Here is a 16,528-nt window from a genome sequence, read left to right as displayed (position 1 = left end):
ACGCCCCCTGAGGACAGACCGTGCTTTCATCGCGCTTACGCACCCTCGTCCCGATCGCCGCCGCGTGCCTGGCCGTCTCCGCGCTCGTGGCGCTGCCCGCTCGCGCCGCGACCGTGCGCTACGAGGCCGAGAACGCCACCAACGTCCAGGGCGCCGTCGAGGCGAACCACACCGGGTTCTCCGGCACCGGCTTCGTCAACAGCGTCAACGCGGCCGGCCCGTACACGGAGTGGACCGTCAACGCCCCGGCGGCCGGCACCGCCACCCTGGCCATCCGGTACGCCAACGGCACCGGCTCCGCCCGGACCTCCGACGTCTCCGTCAACGGCGCGGTCGTGTCGGCCGGACGTTCGTTCGGCGCGACGGCGAACTGGGACACCTGGGCCACCTCCACCCTCACCGCCACCCTGAACCAGGGCGACAACAAGATCCGCGTCACCGCCGCCTCCCCGGGAGGCAACCCCAACCTCGACTTCCTGGAGGCCACGACCGCCGACGCCCCGGCCACCGAGTACCAGGCCGAGGCCGCGACGCTGGCGCAGGCGAGCGTCGCCACCAACCACACCGGCTACACCGGCGCCGGGTTCGTCGACTACGTCAACGCCGCCGGCGGCTCGATCGAGTGGTCGGTCAACGTCGCCGAGGCCGGCAGCCACACGCTGACCTTCCGCTACGCCAACGGCACCGCCGTCGCCCGCCCGATGGACATCGCCGTCAACGGCGTCACCGCGGTGACCGGCCTGGCCTTCCCCGGCACCGGAAGCTGGGACACCTGGGCCGACGGCCGCGCCACCGTGACGCTGAACGCCGGCGTCAACACCGTCCGCGCGACCGGGACCGGCGCCGACGGCGGCCCGAACGTGGACCGGCTGTCGGTCAGCGGCTCCGGCGGCCCCGACGGCCAGGCGCCCACCGTGCCCGCGGGCCCGCGGGTGACCGGCACCTCGGCCGCCGGCATCTCCCTGGCCTGGACCGACTCCACCGACAACGTGGGCGTCACCGGCTACCGCGTCTACGAGGGCACCACCGTGGTGGCGACCTCGCCCACCGCGAGCGCCACGGTGGCGGGGCTGGCCTCCGGGTCCACCCACACGTACACGATCACGGCGGTGGACGCGGCGGGCAACGAGTCCGGGCACAGCGCCGCGGTCACCGGCACCGCGACCGGCGGCACCGGCGGGCCCACCGCCGACCAGCTCCTCGCCAAGGTCACCACGTGCTCCCAGATCTCCACCGGCAAGTACAAGACCGACTCCGACGTCTCCTCGGGGACCGTCCCGGTGTGCGGCAAGACCGGCGGCGTGTTCTGGAAGGGCGATCTGGACATCGACTGCGACGGCGTCCGGACCACGCAGTGCAACGAGAACACCGACTGCTGCTTCCAGGCCGACACGTTCTGCCACACCACGTCCGACACGCCGCTCAACGCGGCGCAGCTGGCGTACATGGTGGTGCCGAGCCCCAGCTCGATCTGGGACTACCGGACCAAGGGCATCGGCTGCGGGACGGTGGTGGCCGTCATCTACAACGGCCAGGTGGAGTACGCGGTCATGGGCGACACGGGCCCGTCCGGGATCATCGGCGAGGCTTCCTACCGCACCGCCGCCGACCTGGGCATCAACCCCGACCCGAGCAACGGCGGCACCGACTCGGGCGTCACGTACATCGTGTTCACCGGCTCGGGGACGAAGGTCTCGGCCATCGAGAACCACAACCAGGCCGTGACGCTGGGCAGGACCCTCGCCCAGCAGTTCGTCGACGACAACTGACCACCCTGTCAGCGGGCCGTCGGGGGTGACGCCTCGGTCGGCGAGGGCGGCCGCGCCGCGATCGGCGTGGCCGCCGCCGAAGATGCGGAGGTTCCGTGGCTCGCCCGCGATCCGGGCGCTCCGCTGTGGAACCTCCGCTGCCCGAGCGAGGACGAGGCCACCACGGTCGCCGGGCGCATGGCCGCGGTGCGCCGTCTGCCCCGATTTGTCCAGGATAAAACGGTGGGCGGCTGGACAGGACAGAAGTCATGGCAAGATCTGCGCTGGTCGTCATCGACATGCTGAACCCGTACGAGCACCAGGACGCCGAGCAGCTCGCCCGGCAGGTGGAGCCGATCGTCGAACCGCTCGCGGAACTGGTCGCGCGGGCTTGCGACCGGGACGACGTCGAGCTGGTGTACGTCAATGACAACTACGGCGACTTCGCCGCCGACCGGCGGGAGATCGAGGAGCGGGCGATGAAGGGCCGGCGCCCCGACCTCGTGCAGCCGATCCTGCCGCCGCCGGGGTGCGCGTTCCTGCCCAAGGTGCGGCACAGCGCCTTCTTCGGCACGCCCCTGGAGTACCTGCTGTCGCAGAGCCGGGTGGAGCGGGTCGTCCTGGCCGGGCAGGTGACGGAGCAGTGCGTGCTGTACAGCGCGCTGGACGCGTACGTGCGGCACTACGAGCTCACCGTGCCGCCCGACTGCGTGGCGGCCATCCACCAGGATCTCGGGCAGGCCGCGCTGAACATGATGGAGCGCAACATGTCGGCCCGGCTCACCCCGTCCGGCGACTGCTTCACCGGATGAGCCGTACGGGTTCGCGGCACCGGCCCGGCCAGGGGCCGGCCGGGTTCGCCCGGGGCCGGGGGCGCCGCCGGCCGCGGGGCGGCCACTCCCCGAACCACACCGAAGGGCCGCCCCCATTCGCGGGCGGGTCAGGGGGTGAGGTGGAGGAGGCGGGTTGTGCGGTCGGCGATGAGGTGCGGCTGTTCGGCCTGCACCAGATGCCCCGAGGAGATGTCCTCGTGGCGCCCGTCGGGCAGGCTCTCGGCGTAGCGGCGCTGGTGCTCGCGGTTGGCGGCGTGCTGGCGCTCGCGCCCCCGGGCGGCGCGGGTCACCGACAGCACGATCGTCGGGCATTCAGGGAGCCGAGGCGGACGCGCCCGGAACTCCGGGATCGCGGCGGCCACCGCCCGGATCTCCCCGCGGGTCTGGGCCACCCCGGCGGGGGTGAAGTCCTCGGCGAGCATGGTCCGGTAGGTGTCGGCCGGGAACAGCCGCCGGACGTTCCCACTGAACAGCCGCGCCAGGGGACGGAACCGGCTGAGCGCCTGCGTCACCGCCATCATGCGGTCGATCTGCTCGGTGGTCCGGTCCCAGGTGTCGTACACCGGCGACGTCTCCGGCAGGACGTCGGCCAGCAGCAGCCCCCGCAGCCGAGGCCCCAACAGCTCGGCGGCCCGGCGGGCGACCAGCCCGCCCATGCTGTGCGCGACCAGCACGAGCTCCCCCGGTACGACGGCCTCCGTCAGCGCGACCAGGTCGGCGGCCAGGTCGTCGATGCCGAGCGGCCCGGCGGCGGGGCCGCTGAGCGCGCGCCCGGCGCGGTCGTAGGCCACCAGCCGCGCCCTGGTCGCCAGCAGCGGCGTCACCGCGTCCCAGCAGGTACGCCCGCAGCCGCCGCCCGCCTCGAACACCACCGGTAAGGGCCCTTCACCGGACTCCTCGACGTAGACGTGCCGCCCGTTCACCGGCACCACCCGCCCCCGCACGTCCCGCATGCCGCCTCCTCCGCTCGAACGTTTTCATTTTGGATAACGGTATCTCATATGAAATCGTTGGGCCATGGACCCCGTCGAGCAGTTGCTGCACCCCGTACGGCTGCGCATCGTGCACGCCGTGTCCGCCGCGGGCACGATGACGATCGCGCAGCTCTGCGCCCGCATGCCCGAGGTTCCGAAGATCACCGTCTACCGCCAGGTCGCGCACCTCACCGAGGGCGGCTTTCTGGAGGTCGAGGGCGAGCAGCGCGTACGCGGCGCCACCGAACGCCGCTACCGGCTGCGCCAGGACCGTCCCGCGATCGACGCCGGCGCCGCCGCCGCGATGTCGCCGGACGACCACCGCAGGGGGTTCGCCGCCGCCATGGCCGTCCTGATCGCCGAGTTCGACGCCTACCTGCGCCGCGAGGGCGCCGACCCGGTCGCCGACTCGGTCTCCTACCGGCAGGGCACCCTGTGGCTCAGCCCGGACGAGCTCGCCGCGATGCTGACCGACCTGCTGGCGGTCCTGGGCGACCGCCTGGGCAACACCCCCGCCCCCGGCCGCGCCCCCTACCTTCTCAGCGCGATCCTGTTCCCCTCCGGCGACCTGCCTCCGCACGAGACCGACCGATAGCCCGCCCGCGCCCTGTGGATGACGCTGCGCGGGTGCGACCGGGTCACGCTCGACCCACTGGGAGGCGTGCGGCAACCCCGAGGGCAAGCCCGCGCTGGTCGTCCACGGCTGCGCGAGCCCCTGGGCGTGGACCGCTGGCTGCTGCACGCCGGGCTGATGGCCGACCCCGATCCGGCGGTCCGCGCCAAGGCCGCCCACGACTGGACGGCGTGGGAGGACACGGTCATCTCGCTGGAGACGAACGGCAAGCCCAACGCCTACAGCGACCGGCCGCCGGACCGGCTGGCGGCGCTCGTCCGCATCTGCTCCCACTACTTCTCCAACGGCGCCTGGCTGGAGGAGGGCGTGCTGCTGCGGGAGGCTCACCGGCTGGCGGGCATCCCCGGCGTCCTCATCCACGGCCGCTTCGACCTCGGCGCGCCCCTGGAGTACGCCTGGGACCTGGCCCAGGCGTGGCCCGACGCCCGCCTGGTGATCGTGGAGGACTCCGGGCACACCGGCAGCGGCACCTTCCGCGACGAGATCCTCAAGGCTTTGGACGGCTTCGCCACCCTCCGCACCTGATCGCGGCCGCCCAGGGGATCATCACTCGGCGGGAACGAAGCGGACGAACGGGATGTGGCTCCCGACCTCGCGGTAGTCGTCCACGCCGCCGTCGACGGCGAAGCCCATGATCTTGCAGAGCCGGCGGGCGGCGGCCGGGTGGCGGGGGGCGTACCGGGCCATGATGTCGGCGCCCTCGCCCGGCTCCAGCGGTACGGCCGTGGCCCGGAAGCGGTGGCCCCCCACCTGGATGGTCACCTGCGGGGTGGCCCTGACGTTGCGGTACCAGTCGGCCCTGGGGCCGAAGCCGGAGGCGGCCACGTAGCCGCGCCCGTCACGCTGGACGACCTCGATGACGGCCCGGCGGGGCAGGCGCGAGACGCGTCCGGTGTGGGTGAGCAGCATGACGCGGCGGCCCAGCAGCGGCCCGAGGCCGAGGCGGTACAGCAGGATGGGCAGCCGCCACAGCCGGCGGCTCAGCCCGGTCGGCGGGTCAGGTCTTGCGACGATCTCCATGGTTCGGTCCCTTCCGTGGTTGGGTGGGGGCGGGACGCCCTCCCCGACCGCCCGCGCGACCTCGGTGCGGACGACTCGCGGCCGGGCCCGTCATGAGCCGTCCGCCGCCAGCAGGTCCTCCACCGCCGACAGCGCCTCGCCGACGGGGAGGCCGGGGTCGATCATGTGGTGCAGCATCAGCCCGTCGATCGCGGCGGTGACGAGCGTGGCGACGCCGTCCAGGCGGGCGGCCGTCCAGCCGGGGCGCAGGCGGGCGAGGCGGGCGGCGATCCGGGCGCGGGCCCGGCGGAGCTCGTCGCGCAGCACCACGCCCAGGGCCGGGTCGCGGGTGGCGCCCACGATCAGCTCGGCCGCCAGCCGGGTCATCGGCTCGTCGCCCGCCGCCCGGGCCGGCAGGTCGCGCATCAGGGCCAGCGCGGCGCGCTCGTCCTCGGCCGCCAGCAGCTCGGTGACCAGCGGGTTGATGACGACGTCCGTGGCGCGGCGGAAGATCGCCTCGCGCAGGCCGGGCAGCCCGCCGAAGTGGTAGTGGATCAGGCCGGGGTTGGTGCCGGCCCGCTCGGCCACGGCCCGCGTGGTGACGCCGGGCCACCCGTGCTCGCCCAGCAACGCGACCCCGGTCTCCACCAACTGCTCACGACGGCGGTCGCCACGCGCCGAATTTGGCCGATCGGCCAAGTTGGTCATACGGCCAAGTTAGCACCGGAAATTCGCGTGCGCCAGGGCCGGTGGCCGGTGTTGCATGTCCGGATGATCGACGAACCCCTGGAACGCCTCCGCGCCGCCGCACGACGTACCCGCGAACTGGCCCTGGAACGGGGGGCCACCGGCGTGGGCCACGAGGACGCCGACGACGACGCCGGCACGGTCGGCACCGACGGCGCCCTCGGCTTCGACCCGTTCCCCCTGCTGGAAGCCCTCCACCGGCACCGCGTCCGGGCCGTGGTGATCGGGCAGGTCGCCGGCATCATGCACGGGTCCGCCGAGCTGACCGGCGACCTGGACCTGCTGTGGGACGGCGTCCCGGAGCACGCCCCGGCCCTGGCCGCCGCCTTCGCCTCCGTCGGCGCCCGGCTCGGCGACGAGACGGGCCGCCCCCTGGCCGCGCACCCGGACTCCCTCCTGCGCCCGAAGGTGCGGTTCACCTCAGCCGGGGCCGGCGGCGACTGCTGCACCCCGGCGCTCCCCTGGGGAGGGTTCCAGGTCGGCGAGTGCCTGGACCGCGCGGTGACCGCGACCGGCCCGGACGGCCTGAAGGTGCGCTACGTCTCGCGCGACGACCTGGTCCGGATGCGCCGCGCCCTCGGCCGCCCGAAGGACCTGCGCCGGGCGGCCGAGCTGGAAGCCTGACCGGCGGCGCTCCGGCGGAAAAAGATTCGTACGGAATGCGGCTTTCGAGTAGCTTCGCCGTTCATGACCCCTACTCTGCGCACCGAGCGGCTGCTGCTGGAGCCGTACGTCCCCGAGGACGAGGACGCCTTCGTCGCCCTGTTCCAGAATCCGCAGGTCACGCGATGGATGGGGGACGGCACCGGCACCGAGGCGGAGGACCGCGCGCTGTTCGGCCGGATCTTCAGCAAGGTCTACGCCCAGGACCTGTTCGCCGTCTGGGCCGTACGCCGGGACGGCGCGCTGATCGGCCACGCCGAGATCAAGCCGACCGACACGGTGTCGGGCCACGAGCTCGTCTACGCGCTCACCCCTGAGGTGTGGGGCGCGGGCCTGGGCCGGGAGCTGGCCGAGGCGATCGTCGCCCACGGCTTCGACGCCCTGGGCCTCACGGAGGTGCACGCCACCGTGGCGCCGGCCAACCTCGCCTCGCTGGCCGTGCTGGGCAGGCTCGGCTTCGAGCACGTACGCGACATCGCCGAGGACGACGGCGGCACGACCCACGTGCTGACCCGCCGCCGTCCGGCCGGTCACCCGGTCCCGGCGTAGGGGCCCGCCGCCGGGAACACGACGGCGACCGCCCCGCCCGGCCCGCCGGTCATTCGACGGCGCCCGCCCGCGTGAGCAGGTCCCGGTACCAGGTGTCGTACGGGTGGTTGGTGGCCGGGTAGTTCGCCGGCGGGTCGGTCGCCTGGCCGGCCGAGTCGAAGTCCCAGCCGCGTACGAGCCGTCCGGCCCGCCGCGCCTCGGTGAGGAACGAGGTCTGCCCGGCGGGCGCCGCGTAGAACAGGGCGTCCTGCCGCAGCTCCGCGCTGTCCCCCTGCTGGAACTCGTCGAAGGCGACCTGCTGGTGGCGGATGCGGTCGCCGGTGACCGCGTCGGTGTCCACCCGCAGGGTCCTGGACGGGGTCGGGCCGTCGGCGCCGGTCCACACGTGCACGCGGGGCGCGCCGCCGGCCGAGGTGGTCTTGTCGTGGCGGGCGTCGGAGGTCCTGGCGTTGCCGCTCCAGGCGACGCTCGTCGCGGCGGTGTCCAGCGCGCCGGACCACTCCCAGTTCTGGGCGCCGCTCTGGCTGCGGTGGATCTCCCGGAGCCGGGTCCCGCCGGCGTCGGTGAAGCGGACCGTGGGCAGGACGCCGTTGTCGTACTGGCGGCTCGCGGACCAGGTGATCTCGCCGTCGGCGTCCAGGCGTCCCACGTGGTACCAGAGCGTGGTGGCGTTCTGGGACTGGTGGACCTCGACCAGGTCGCCGTTGTCGTTGAGGGCGACGGCCGGGGTCACGCCGGTGTCGTACCTGCCGTGGCGCAGCCAGGTCACGCGGCCGTCGGCGCCGTACCTGCCGCTCCAGTACCACAGCGCGCCGGCGCCCGAGTCGTGCACCTCCACGACCTGGCCGCGGTTGTTGGCCGCGACTGCCGGGTTGGCGCCGACGTCGCGCTTGTACTGCGTACGGGTCCCGCCGTCGCCGGAGATCACGGTGAGCACGCGGCCGCGCAGCGCGTCCACGGTCGGCGGCCCGGACGGGTAGTCCTCGGCCCGCAACAGCCGCGGCCCGAAGGCGGAGACGAGCTTCTGGTTCAGCGCGGCCAGGTTGCCGGCGGCGTAGGACGGGTTGTCGGTCAGGTCGTCCTTGAGGTCGAGGGCGACGACGATCGGGGCGGCCTCGGGATGCGCCGCCGACCAGCCGTCGATCACCGCGAGCCAGTCGCCGAGCAGGTTGGAGGCCGGGTTGCCCGCGTGGTCGACCTCGTCGCCGGGCGCGTCGTGGCCGACGGAGTAGTCGTGGGCGGTGGCGTACCCGTTGTCGTGGACGTCGAGCTCGACGAAACGGATGCCGTGGTCGAGCTGGTAGGCGATCGAGTTCTTGGCGCCGGTGACGTTGCCCGAGTAGCTGTTGTGCGTGGCGCGGAAGATCGCCGAGGGTAACGGCGCGTCCGCCGCCGCCTCGGCCGGTGCGCCGGCCGTCAGGACCGAGGCGGCGGCGAGGACTGACAGGACGGCTCTCGAACGGGGCATGCGCTGATCCTCACGTCGGGAGGTGTCTCGCGGGGACGACGCCGTCCCGCCGCCCGGACCGGGAGGCGGGACGGCCGGGCGGGGTCAGCGGTCCTCGTGCACGCGGCCGAACTCCACCGCCGGGGCGCCGCCGGCGAAGTTGCGGTCCACCTCGGCCCGTTCGGCCGCACTGGGGGTGGCGTTCGTGCAGCTCACGGGGGCACTGGAGCCGGACATCAGGTCGCTGCACAACCCGGTGCGCCGGTCCGGCAGGCCGAGGATGTGGCCGATCTCGTGCGTGGCGATCCGCAGCGGGAAGTAGCCCTGGTCGACCGCCTGGCGGCCCATCCAGATCGTGCCGCGGCCGAGGCTGGTCGGCAGCGTCCTGGGCCAGCCGTCGTCGGCCAGGACGACGAAGCTCGCGGGCGTGCCCTGCATGAGCCGGACGTTCACCACGTTCGCGTTCCAGACCTGGGCCGCCTGGTTCACCACGTTGACGAACTCCGCCGACCGGGAGGCGTCGTACCGCACGACCCGGACCAGTACGGCGGCCTGGGCCGGGGAGGTGACCAGCAGGAAGGAGAGGGCGAGGATGACGGAGAGCGCGACACGGAGAGACCTTGACACGGATCCTCCTCCAGGGGTTGGGGGGCCATGTCACGGTATGCAGGAATTCAGGAGCCAGAAAAGTAGCAATTGGTGCATATTGCCGCCATATGACGCTGGCGGCACCGGCTCGCCGGCGCGGGCGACACTGAGCGGTTTGGAGGCACAAAGCAAGATTGTCGTGAGTTGCGCGGGGCAGGGGGGCCGGGATGTCCACCCCCGATCTCGTCCTGGCCCTCGGCGGCGCCGCCGCCCTGCTCGCCGCCGTCCTGCCCGGCCTGCTCTCCCGCCGGGCCTTCTCCCCTCCCCTGGTCTACCTGCTCGGCGGCATGGGGCTGTACCTGCTGCCGATCGGGCTGCCCGAGCCCGACCCCGTCGCCCATCGGGCGGCCGTCGAGCACATCACCGAGATCTGCGTGCTGGTCTCGCTCATGGGCGCGGGGCTGGCGCTCAACCGGCGGATCGGGTTACGGAGCTGGTCGACGACCTGGCGGCTGCTCGGCTGGGCGATGCCGCTGACCGTCGCCGGGGTCACGGCCGCGGCGACCGGCTTGCTGGGCTGGCCCGTCGCCGCGGCGCTGCTGCTCGGGGCCGTGCTCGCGCCCACCGATCCGGTGCTGGCCTCCGACGTCAGCGTGGGCGAGCCCGCCGACGCCGAGAACGCCGACGACGAGGTCCGCTTCGCCCTCACCTCGGAGGCGGGCCTGAACGACGGCCTGGCCTTCCCCATCGTGTACGCCGCCATCGCCCTCGCCACCGCCGGCGGACTGGGCTGGACGGGCGAGTGGGCGCTGACGGACGTGCTCCACCGGACCGTCGCCGGGGTCGTCTGCGGCCTGCTGATCGGCCGCCTGCTCGGCCGGCTGTTCTTCCACTCCCCCGCCGAGGAGCTGCGCCTGGCCGAGCGCCGCGACGGCTTCGTCGCCCTGGGCGCCACCCTGCTCGCCTACGGGGTCACCGAACTGGCCGGCGGCTACGGTTTCATCGCCGTGTTCGTCGCCGCCTGCGCCATCCGCCGGGTCGAGCACGGCCACGGCTACAACAACGTCCTGCACGGCTTCGTCGAGCAGCTCGAACGGCTCTTCACCTCCTGGCTGCTGCTCCTGCTCGGCGGTTTCGTCGCGGCCGGCGGCCTGGCCCCGCTCACCTGGCGCGGCGCCCTCGTCGGCCTGCTGCTGATCCTGGTCATCCGCCCGCTGTCGGCCCGGCTCGCGCAGATCCGCGGCCTGGCCGGCCCCCGGGAGCGCCGGGTCATCTCCCTGTTCGGGATCCGCGGGGTGGGGTCGCTGTTCTACCTGGCGTACGCGCTGGGTCACGCCGACTTCGGCGTGCCGCCCGAGGAGCTGTGGGCGGTGACGGCCTTCACCGTGATGCTCTCGGTCGTCCTGCACGGCATCACCGCCACCCCGGCCATGGCCCGCCTCGACGCCCTCCGCGAGCGCGTGACGCCCGGCGCCCGGGGGTAGGACGCGGCCTCGCGGAGAGGGGGCCGCGCCGCCGTACGCCTACCGCAGGACCGACGTCCACCCGGGACGGCCCGGCAACGGGCGGAGCATCCGGTCCCAGTCGCGGTAGCCGCGGACGGGCAGGGCGTAGTCCTGGCAGAAGACGAAGGTCGCGTCGTTGACGGTCTCCCCGGCCGCCTTGACGGGCGGCGCGAGAAGGGGGCTCACCGTGCGGCGCCGCTCTCCATGGTCGCCAGCAGCCCGGCGAGCCGGCTCCAGGCGGGGCCGTAGAACGCGCCGAAGGCCAGGCCGATGAGTCGAGCCTGCGCAGCTTGACGTCCGGCTGACCGGGGAAGGTCAGCTCGCCCCGGTCGGCCCTGGCCAGCAGGTCGTGCCACACCGCGCGGACGTCCCTGCCGTGCAGCGCGCAGGACTCGGTCCGCCCGCACCAGGACACGAACTCGTTGAAGGAGTCCTGGGAGGTCCACGCCTCGGTGTCCAGGAACGCCTGGGTGCCGAGGCTGTGGTCCATGTTGCTGTCCAGGGCCAGGGCGCGGACGCGGCGCGGGTAGCGCTCGGCGTAGAGCCGGCCGATCAGGGTGCCGTACGAGACTCCGTAGTAGGTCAGCCTGTCGTCGCCGAGGGCGGCGCGCAGGGCGTCGAGGTCGCGGATCGCGTACCCGGTGTGGACGGGGCGCTCGCCCTGCGCCGGGCCAGGTCCAGCTCGGACGTCCCGGCGCGCGGGTCGTTCCAGTCGATCGGCACGGTCATCGTCCCGCAGTCGACCGCGGGATCCTCGGCGCACGGCGCCCACCGCACGGCCGGGGCCGCGGCGGCGGCCGCGGGGACCGGCGCGAGCGGCGCCGCCAGGGCCGCTAAGAGGGTGAGGACCAGGACTGGTCTTCGCATCGGCCGCCGGACCCGAGCACGCCGGGGATGGGCGGAAGCGTCCGGGGCGTTCCGCGATCACCAGGACCACATGCCCACGCGTACGTCCACCCCCGGCGAGGCGTGCAGGAGGGGGGCACCGCCGGGGGCGGGCAGGCCCGCGGCCCTGAGCAGGTCCTGGTCGAGGCCGGTCAGCTCGACGTGCTGGAGCGGCCAGGGCGGGTGCTCGACCTCGGCGGCGGCCAGCCGGCCCGCCACCCTGGTGAACAGGCGGTGGCGGGCGGTCAGGAAGTGGGCGAGCTCGTCCCGCTCGTTCTCCTGGAGGACGCCGCCCACCTCCGCCTCGGCGTCGCACCGTACGCCCGCCGGGCCCGGCCACCGCCGGCGGCAGCGGTACCGGCGGCGGTGCCGCTCGATCTCGACCGACATGTCGGACCAGTGGTAGGGCAGCCGGTAGCCGGATCGCCCGCCGAGTGCGGCCAGGAGCCTGCCCGCGTCCAGGGACAGGAACCAGACCCCGGAACGGCCGCGCGCGTCCCGCACGTACGTGCGGCAGTTGGTCTCCGGGAAGGCGGACAGCCACGGCACGGCGGGGAGGCCGGGCACCCGTACGTCCTCCATGAGGAACGGCGTCACGCCCACCCACGCCGACCCGTCGATGGTCTCGACGGCGAGCTCGTCCGGCACCAGCCCACGGACCACCTCGGCCGGGTACCGCCAGTGCAGGAACGTGATGTGCGCCCACCGGTGACACATGACCGGCAGCGGCACGCGAGGGGACGGCGGCGCCTTCACGCCGTGCGGCGGTGCTCGGCGAGCACTCTGCCGTCGTGGCGCGCCGGACGCGGGGTGCAGGGCGTGTGGCGGTGCTCCATCCAAGTCTCCTCACGACGGGGGCGGACCGCCGCCTGCCCTACCCGAGGCTCCGCGGCTCAATCCCTGGCCGCCGGAGGCCGCCTGACGGCTCTCCGGCGGGCCGGTCCCCGCCCATGAGGTCACGGAGCCGCGGGTGATCCGAGGGTCCAGGGGCCGGGTGGGAGCTGGACGGTCATGATCATGTCGCAGGTGCCGGTGCCCGCGCCCCGGTAGCCGTGCGGGGCGTCGCCGTCGAAGGTGGCGGTCTGGCCCGCCTCGACGGGATGCTCGACGCCGTCGAGGATCAGCGTCATCCGCCCGGACACGACGCTGAGCGTCTCCACGACCCCGGCCTGGTGGGGCTGGCTGGGGTACTCCTCGCCGGGCTCCAGCCGCCAGCGCCAGACCTCGACCGGGGCCGGGCCCGCGGTGGTCAGCATGAGCCGGGCCTGGCCGCCCCGCGGTCCGGTCCACAAGGGGATGACGGCGTCGGCGGCCACGACGCGGAGGCGGCCCTCGGGCGGCCCCTGCATCAGGGCCGAGACGGAGACGCCGAGGGTGTCGGCCAGCCGGACCAGGGTGGCCAGGTTGGGGTTGCCCTGCGCCTTCTCCAGCGCCACCAGCGCGCCCTTGCTGACCTGGGCGCGCCGGCCGAGCTCCTCCAACGACAGGCCCGCGCGGGTGCGGGCGGCCTTGACGTTGTGGGCGACCGTTCGCAGGGCTTGGGCCGGCTCGGCCATCTGTTCACCTTCCTCGCAGGCAGACCAGTGCAATGTACTGCGCGGTCGGTCTGTTGGCATGTTGCGGTCATTCTACTGTACTCTTTGGTCGTTCCAATGGATGTCCGGGAGGTGTCGTGATCGCTCTGCTGCTGGCCCTGGGCAGCTCGCTCGCCTACGGCTGCGCCGACTTCCTCGGCGGCCTGGGTGCCCGCAAGGCCCATGTGCTGCGTACCGTGATGGTCGCGGCCCCGGCCAGCCTCGTGGTCGAGCTGCTGCTGTGGCCGATGCTCGGCGCGTCGTTCAGCCCCGCGGCGCTCGGCTGGGGCGCGGCCTCGGGAGTGGCCTCGGCCGCCGTGTTCGCCCTGCTCTACCGCACGCTGGCGATCGGCCCGATGAACGTGTTGTCGCCGGTGACCGCGCTGATCTCGGCCGCGCTGCCCGTCGCCGTGGGCCTGCTCCAGGGCGAGCACCTGTCCGCCGCCGGGCTGGTGGGGCTGCCGCTCGCGCTGGTGGCGGTCGTGCTCGTCAGCGCGGGGCACGGCGGGGGTTCGGCGCGTCCGTCGCGTACGGCGCTGCTGCTGGCGTTCGGCGCGGGGTCGGCGATCGCCCTCCAGCTCGTCTTCCTGCACCAGGCGCCCGCCGACAGCGGGGTGGCGCCGCTGATCGTCGGCCGCGCGGTCTCCTCGGCCGTCACCTTGACGGCGGCCGGGCTGCTGCGCCGCCAGCTGGGCTCCGAGCGGCCCGCGTACGCGCTGTCGGCCACCGCGGGCGTGCTGGACTCGGTGGCGAACCTGCTGTTCCTGCTCGCCGCCCGCAGCGGTGACCTGGCCGTCGTGGCCGTGATCACCGCCCTCTACCCGGCCGGCACGGTCCTGCTCGCCCGCGGCGTGCTCGCCGAACGCATCCACCGCGGCCAGCTCGTCGGCCTGGGGGCCGCCGCCGTCGCCGTCAGCCTCCTCGCCCTGCCCTGAGCCGGCGCCGTACGCGCGGGCGGCCCGACGGGCGTCAGGAGCGCGCGGTCGCGACCGCGCCGTTGCGCAGGATCATGCCGAGCGCCAGCCCGAGCAGCGTGGTCGTCACGATCATGAGGGTGCCGCCGGCGATGACCGTCCAGGCGCCGGCGGGCAGCGCCGACGGGTGGAACTCCGCGGCGACGAACCGTCCGTAGAGGTAGCCGGGCACCGCGATGAGCAGCGAACAGGCGACCGCGACGCCGCCCAGCACGACCGCCTTGGCCGCCAGCACCCGGCCCCTCGACGGCATCGCCACGAACGTCACGCCGATCATGCCGGACGCGTGCTCGCCACTGGCCGTCAGCGCGCCCAGCATGCCGAGCGGGAGCTGGGCCAGGATCACCCCCACGTACACGGCGGCCACGACGCCCATGGCCGCCTGGTCGGCCGTACGGCCCGGGTCCCACCGCGAGATGACGGTGGCGGCGCCGAGCGCGGTGAGCGCGAGCGACATCAGCACCCCGACACCCAGCGCCCACCAGGTCGAGCGCAGGGTCCGCAACTTGATCCACTCGGCCGCGACGGCGTTCACCGCTCGCTCCTTCCGACGAGGTCCATGAACGTCTCCTCCAGGGAGGCGCCCGGGCCGACCAGCTCGCGAAGCCCGGCGTCGGCCCGCAACCTGCCCCCGGCCAGGACGATCAGGTGGTCGGCCGTGACCGCCATCTCGCTGATGAGATGGCTGGACACCAGCACGGTGCGGCCCTCGGCGGCCAGCGACCTGAGCAGGCCGCGCATCCAGCGGATGCCCTCGGGGTCGAGCCCGTTGACGGGCTCGTCCAGGACCAGCACCTCGGGGTCGCCGAGCAGCGCCGCGGCCAGGCCGAGCCGCTGTTTCATGCCCAGCGAGAACCCGCCGACGCGCCTGCCGCCCATCCCGCCGTCCCCAGGAAGGCGGTCGTGGTCCTCGGCGTCGCGTCCGCCTACCACGTCGAGTCGCTGGTGTGGGCGGTGACCAGAGCCGTCCTCATGGCGGGCGTCGGGGTGCTGGCCGCCGTGGTCGTCGCCCTGGCGGCCCGTCCCCTGCTGCGCGGCGCGCTGCGGCGGTCTACCGGTGAGCCTCCGGGCGGCGGGCGACCGGCTGCCTGAGCAGCGTCCTGGGGTCGGGGTCGGTGAAGTCGGTCAGGTAGATCTCGTGGTGCAGCCCGTTGGGCACCAGACCGTGCTCGGCCATGTACGCCTCCATCACCTCCAGCGATCTCTTCTCCTCGCTGTAGGGCCCCTCGTGCAGCAGCTCCACGCACTCGCCCTCGGTGAAGGTGACGACCAGGACCCGGTCCACGGCCGCCCCGGACGCGCGTGCCCGCTCACGTGCCGCCTCGGCCGCCCCCGGCTCGGGCATCTCGCGCAACGGCAGCAGCAGATGCCACCGCCACCGGTCGCGGGGCGTCTCCAGCGGCGGCAGGGAGGTGCCCTCCACCCACCACCGCCCCTCCAGCGGCCCGGCCGGGCCGCCCATGACGGAGGCCACGGCATACAGGGCACCGATGGCCGAGACGTGCTCGGCGCCGCCGGGCTCTCCCATGCCCGTGACGTTGAGGCAGGTGACGGGGTCGCAGTGGATCAGTCGCGGGGTCATCATTTCTCCGGGTAGATCTGGGTGGAATCCCCCTAGCGTGGGCTCTCCCCATGGGGGAGAGTCCAGTCAGCGGCGGCGGAGTGCGCCGGGGGCGTCGGCTCCTGGGCGCCGCCGGCGCCGTCCGACCGGCCCACCACCACAGATCCGGAGGATGTCCCATGACCACGCCGAACCCTCCCGCCGCGCTGCCCGGTTCCGGCCTGCACACGGCGAAGATCCTGGTCGCCGCCTACGCCGCGCTCAGCCTGCTGACCGTCGTGGCGATCGCCGTCTTCTCGGCCGTCGCGCCGTCGCTCGTCACCCCGGAGGCCTGGGGGCGCGGCGTCATCGTGGCGGCGACGTCCATCCTCACCTTCGCCTTCGCCCGCCGGGCCCAGCGCGGAGGCGACCGGGCGCTCCTGCGCCTGCGCATCGTGCTCGTCGTGATCCTCGTCGCGGTGGTGGGAGTGCTGCTGTTCCTGCCGCTGCCGAGCTGGATGGTCGCCGAGCAGGGCGTGTGCGGAGTGCTGCTGCTCTGCGCGGCGGTGCTCGCCTTCCGCGCCGTACCGCCCGCCGGCAAGTGAGGTAGACCCTGGCGGGATGCCCGCGCCGAGGGGACGGCCGGCAGGCGCGGCCGCGTCGTACCTGCCGGCCCCGACCGGGTCGCGGCCCGTCGGCACGACGTCCCTGTACCTGAAGGACACCTCGCGTCCCGACCCCTGGGTCCCCACGGCCAAGGCGCGCGAGCTCATGGTCTCGCTCTGGTACCCGGCCAGGGCGCCGGGCCGCCGGCGGGCCCCGTACATGACGGCGAAGGCGTCCGAGCTGCTGCTCAAGGACGGCGGGA

The 16,528-nt window shown here is 73.9% G+C and carries 21 protein-coding genes and 2 pseudogenes; 10 read left to right on the top strand and 13 right to left on the bottom strand.

The window, feature by feature from the left end; translation table 11 throughout:
- Positions 1-20: 20 nt before the first annotated feature.
- A complete protein-coding gene (locus ACIHAD_RS21235) occupies positions 21-1,769 on the top strand; it encodes a CBM35 domain-containing protein (RefSeq protein WP_397356240.1) in 1,749 nt (582 codons plus the stop codon).
- Positions 1,770-2,017: 248 nt separating this feature from the next.
- On the top strand, positions 2,018-2,560 hold the full coding sequence (locus tag ACIHAD_RS21230; RefSeq protein WP_397356239.1) for a cysteine hydrolase family protein: 543 nt from the start codon (positions 2,018-2,020) through the stop codon (positions 2,558-2,560).
- A gap of 128 nt (positions 2,561-2,688) precedes the next feature.
- Here the strand turns inward: ACIHAD_RS21230 and ACIHAD_RS21225 are convergent, their stop codons facing one another.
- Positions 2,689-3,534 carry an alpha/beta fold hydrolase gene (locus ACIHAD_RS21225; protein WP_397356238.1) on the bottom strand — a complete coding sequence of 282 codons (846 nt, stop codon included), beginning with the start codon at positions 3,532-3,534 and terminating at the stop codon, positions 2,689-2,691.
- A 64-nt stretch (positions 3,535-3,598) separates the two neighbouring features.
- Between ACIHAD_RS21225 and ACIHAD_RS21220 the strand changes: the two genes are divergently transcribed.
- Positions 3,599-4,150 (top strand): helix-turn-helix domain-containing protein, encoded by a 552-nt coding sequence (locus tag ACIHAD_RS21220; RefSeq protein ID WP_397356237.1) that lies wholly within the window; start codon positions 3,599-3,601, stop codon positions 4,148-4,150.
- A gap of 66 nt (positions 4,151-4,216) precedes the next feature.
- Positions 4,217-4,714 (top strand): hypothetical protein, encoded by a 498-nt coding sequence (locus tag ACIHAD_RS21215; protein ID WP_397356236.1) that lies wholly within the window; start codon positions 4,217-4,219, stop codon positions 4,712-4,714.
- Positions 4,715-4,735: 21 nt separating this feature from the next.
- Here the strand turns inward: ACIHAD_RS21215 and ACIHAD_RS21210 are convergent, their stop codons facing one another.
- Both ACIHAD_RS21210 and ACIHAD_RS21205 read right to left on the bottom strand, forming a co-directional pair.
- Positions 4,736-5,209, bottom strand: coding sequence for a nitroreductase family deazaflavin-dependent oxidoreductase (locus tag ACIHAD_RS21210; RefSeq protein WP_397356234.1), 474 nt, complete (start codon positions 5,207-5,209; stop codon positions 4,736-4,738).
- A gap of 90 nt (positions 5,210-5,299) precedes the next feature.
- Positions 5,300-5,836 carry a TetR/AcrR family transcriptional regulator gene (locus ACIHAD_RS21205; protein WP_397356373.1) on the bottom strand — a complete coding sequence of 179 codons (537 nt, stop codon included), beginning with the start codon at positions 5,834-5,836 and terminating at the stop codon, positions 5,300-5,302.
- Positions 5,837-5,959: 123 nt separating this feature from the next.
- On the opposite strand from ACIHAD_RS21205, the gene ACIHAD_RS21200 reads away from it, so the two are divergent.
- Together ACIHAD_RS21200 and ACIHAD_RS21195 are read left to right on the top strand one after the other, a co-directional pair.
- Positions 5,960-6,559, top strand: a complete 600-nt coding sequence (locus ACIHAD_RS21200) for a hypothetical protein (RefSeq protein WP_397356232.1) — start codon at positions 5,960-5,962, stop codon at positions 6,557-6,559.
- 63 nt (positions 6,560-6,622) lie between these two features.
- On the top strand, positions 6,623-7,147 hold the full coding sequence (locus tag ACIHAD_RS21195; protein ID WP_397356230.1) for a GNAT family N-acetyltransferase: 525 nt from the start codon (positions 6,623-6,625) through the stop codon (positions 7,145-7,147).
- Between the two features lie 49 nt (positions 7,148-7,196).
- Here ACIHAD_RS21195 and ACIHAD_RS21190 read toward each other — a convergent pair whose 3' ends face one another.
- Positions 7,197-8,615 carry a hypothetical protein gene (locus ACIHAD_RS21190; protein WP_397356228.1) on the bottom strand — a complete coding sequence of 473 codons (1,419 nt, stop codon included), beginning with the start codon at positions 8,613-8,615 and terminating at the stop codon, positions 7,197-7,199.
- A gap of 84 nt (positions 8,616-8,699) precedes the next feature.
- Positions 8,700-9,221 carry a snapalysin family zinc-dependent metalloprotease gene (locus ACIHAD_RS21185; protein WP_397356227.1) on the bottom strand — a complete coding sequence of 174 codons (522 nt, stop codon included), beginning with the start codon at positions 9,219-9,221 and terminating at the stop codon, positions 8,700-8,702.
- 188 nt (positions 9,222-9,409) lie between these two features.
- Here ACIHAD_RS21185 and ACIHAD_RS21180 point away from each other — a divergent pair, with 188 nt between their 5' ends.
- The gene (locus ACIHAD_RS21180) at positions 9,410-10,666 is read left to right on the top strand and encodes a cation:proton antiporter (protein ID WP_397356226.1); all 1,257 of its coding nucleotides are present in this window, start codon (positions 9,410-9,412) and stop codon (positions 10,664-10,666) included.
- Between the two features lie 39 nt (positions 10,667-10,705).
- On the opposite strand, the gene ACIHAD_RS21175 is transcribed toward ACIHAD_RS21180, so the two are convergent.
- The 5 genes and pseudogenes from ACIHAD_RS21175 to ACIHAD_RS21155 form a co-directional block, all read right to left on the bottom strand.
- On the bottom strand, positions 10,706-10,873 hold the full coding sequence (locus ACIHAD_RS21175; RefSeq protein ID WP_397356377.1) for a hypothetical protein: 168 nt from the start codon (positions 10,871-10,873) through the stop codon (positions 10,706-10,708).
- Positions 10,874-11,084: 211 nt separating this feature from the next.
- Positions 11,085-11,300, bottom strand: a pseudogene (locus ACIHAD_RS21170) (alpha/beta fold hydrolase); the annotation flags it as partial.
- The gene (locus tag ACIHAD_RS21165; RefSeq protein WP_397356376.1) at positions 11,270-11,554 is read right to left on the bottom strand and encodes a hypothetical protein; all 285 of its coding nucleotides are present in this window, start codon (positions 11,552-11,554) and stop codon (positions 11,270-11,272) included. The pseudogene ACIHAD_RS21170 and the gene ACIHAD_RS21165, both read right to left, overlap by 31 nt.
- Before the next feature lie 57 nt (positions 11,555-11,611).
- Complete coding sequence (locus tag ACIHAD_RS21160) at positions 11,612-12,304, bottom strand: YqjF family protein (protein ID WP_397356225.1); 693 nt, start codon at positions 12,302-12,304, stop codon at positions 11,612-11,614.
- A gap of 224 nt (positions 12,305-12,528) precedes the next feature.
- The gene (locus ACIHAD_RS21155) at positions 12,529-13,128 is read right to left on the bottom strand and encodes a helix-turn-helix domain-containing protein (RefSeq protein ID WP_397356224.1); all 600 of its coding nucleotides are present in this window, start codon (positions 13,126-13,128) and stop codon (positions 12,529-12,531) included.
- Between the two features lie 116 nt (positions 13,129-13,244).
- Between ACIHAD_RS21155 and ACIHAD_RS21150 the strand changes: the two genes are divergently transcribed.
- Positions 13,245-14,081 (top strand): EamA family transporter, encoded by an 837-nt coding sequence (locus ACIHAD_RS21150; RefSeq protein WP_397356223.1) that lies wholly within the window; start codon positions 13,245-13,247, stop codon positions 14,079-14,081.
- A gap of 34 nt (positions 14,082-14,115) precedes the next feature.
- Here the strand turns inward: ACIHAD_RS21150 and ACIHAD_RS21145 are convergent, their stop codons facing one another.
- Positions 14,116-14,655 carry a hypothetical protein gene (locus ACIHAD_RS21145; RefSeq protein ID WP_397356222.1) on the bottom strand — a complete coding sequence of 180 codons (540 nt, stop codon included), beginning with the start codon at positions 14,653-14,655 and terminating at the stop codon, positions 14,116-14,118.
- Positions 14,652-15,002: pseudogene (locus tag ACIHAD_RS21140) on the bottom strand (AAA family ATPase); the annotation flags it as partial. The pseudogene ACIHAD_RS21140 and the gene ACIHAD_RS21145, both read right to left, overlap by 4 nt.
- A 21-nt stretch (positions 15,003-15,023) precedes the next feature.
- Between ACIHAD_RS21140 and ACIHAD_RS21135 the strand changes: the two are divergent.
- Positions 15,024-15,212, top strand: coding sequence for a hypothetical protein (locus ACIHAD_RS21135; RefSeq protein ID WP_397356221.1), 189 nt, complete (start codon positions 15,024-15,026; stop codon positions 15,210-15,212).
- On the opposite strand, the gene ACIHAD_RS21130 is transcribed toward ACIHAD_RS21135, so the two are convergent.
- Positions 15,172-15,705: a hypothetical protein gene (locus ACIHAD_RS21130; protein WP_397356220.1), complete on the bottom strand. Its 534-nt coding sequence runs from the start codon at positions 15,703-15,705 to the stop codon at positions 15,172-15,174. The two genes, ACIHAD_RS21135 and ACIHAD_RS21130, sit on opposite strands and share 41 nt — an antisense overlap.
- Before the next feature lie 155 nt (positions 15,706-15,860).
- On the opposite strand from ACIHAD_RS21130, the gene ACIHAD_RS21125 reads away from it, so the two are divergent.
- Positions 15,861-16,265, top strand: coding sequence for a hypothetical protein (locus ACIHAD_RS21125; RefSeq protein ID WP_397356219.1), 405 nt, complete (start codon positions 15,861-15,863; stop codon positions 16,263-16,265).
- Positions 16,266-16,528 lie beyond the last annotated feature (263 nt).

This window comes from Nonomuraea sp. NPDC052265, assembly GCF_044547985.1.
Taxonomy (GTDB): Bacteria; Actinomycetota; Actinomycetes; order Streptosporangiales; family Streptosporangiaceae; genus Nonomuraea.
The sequence above is the reverse complement of the archived record's forward strand: the minus strand, read 5'-3'. Positions and strand labels throughout refer to the sequence as shown.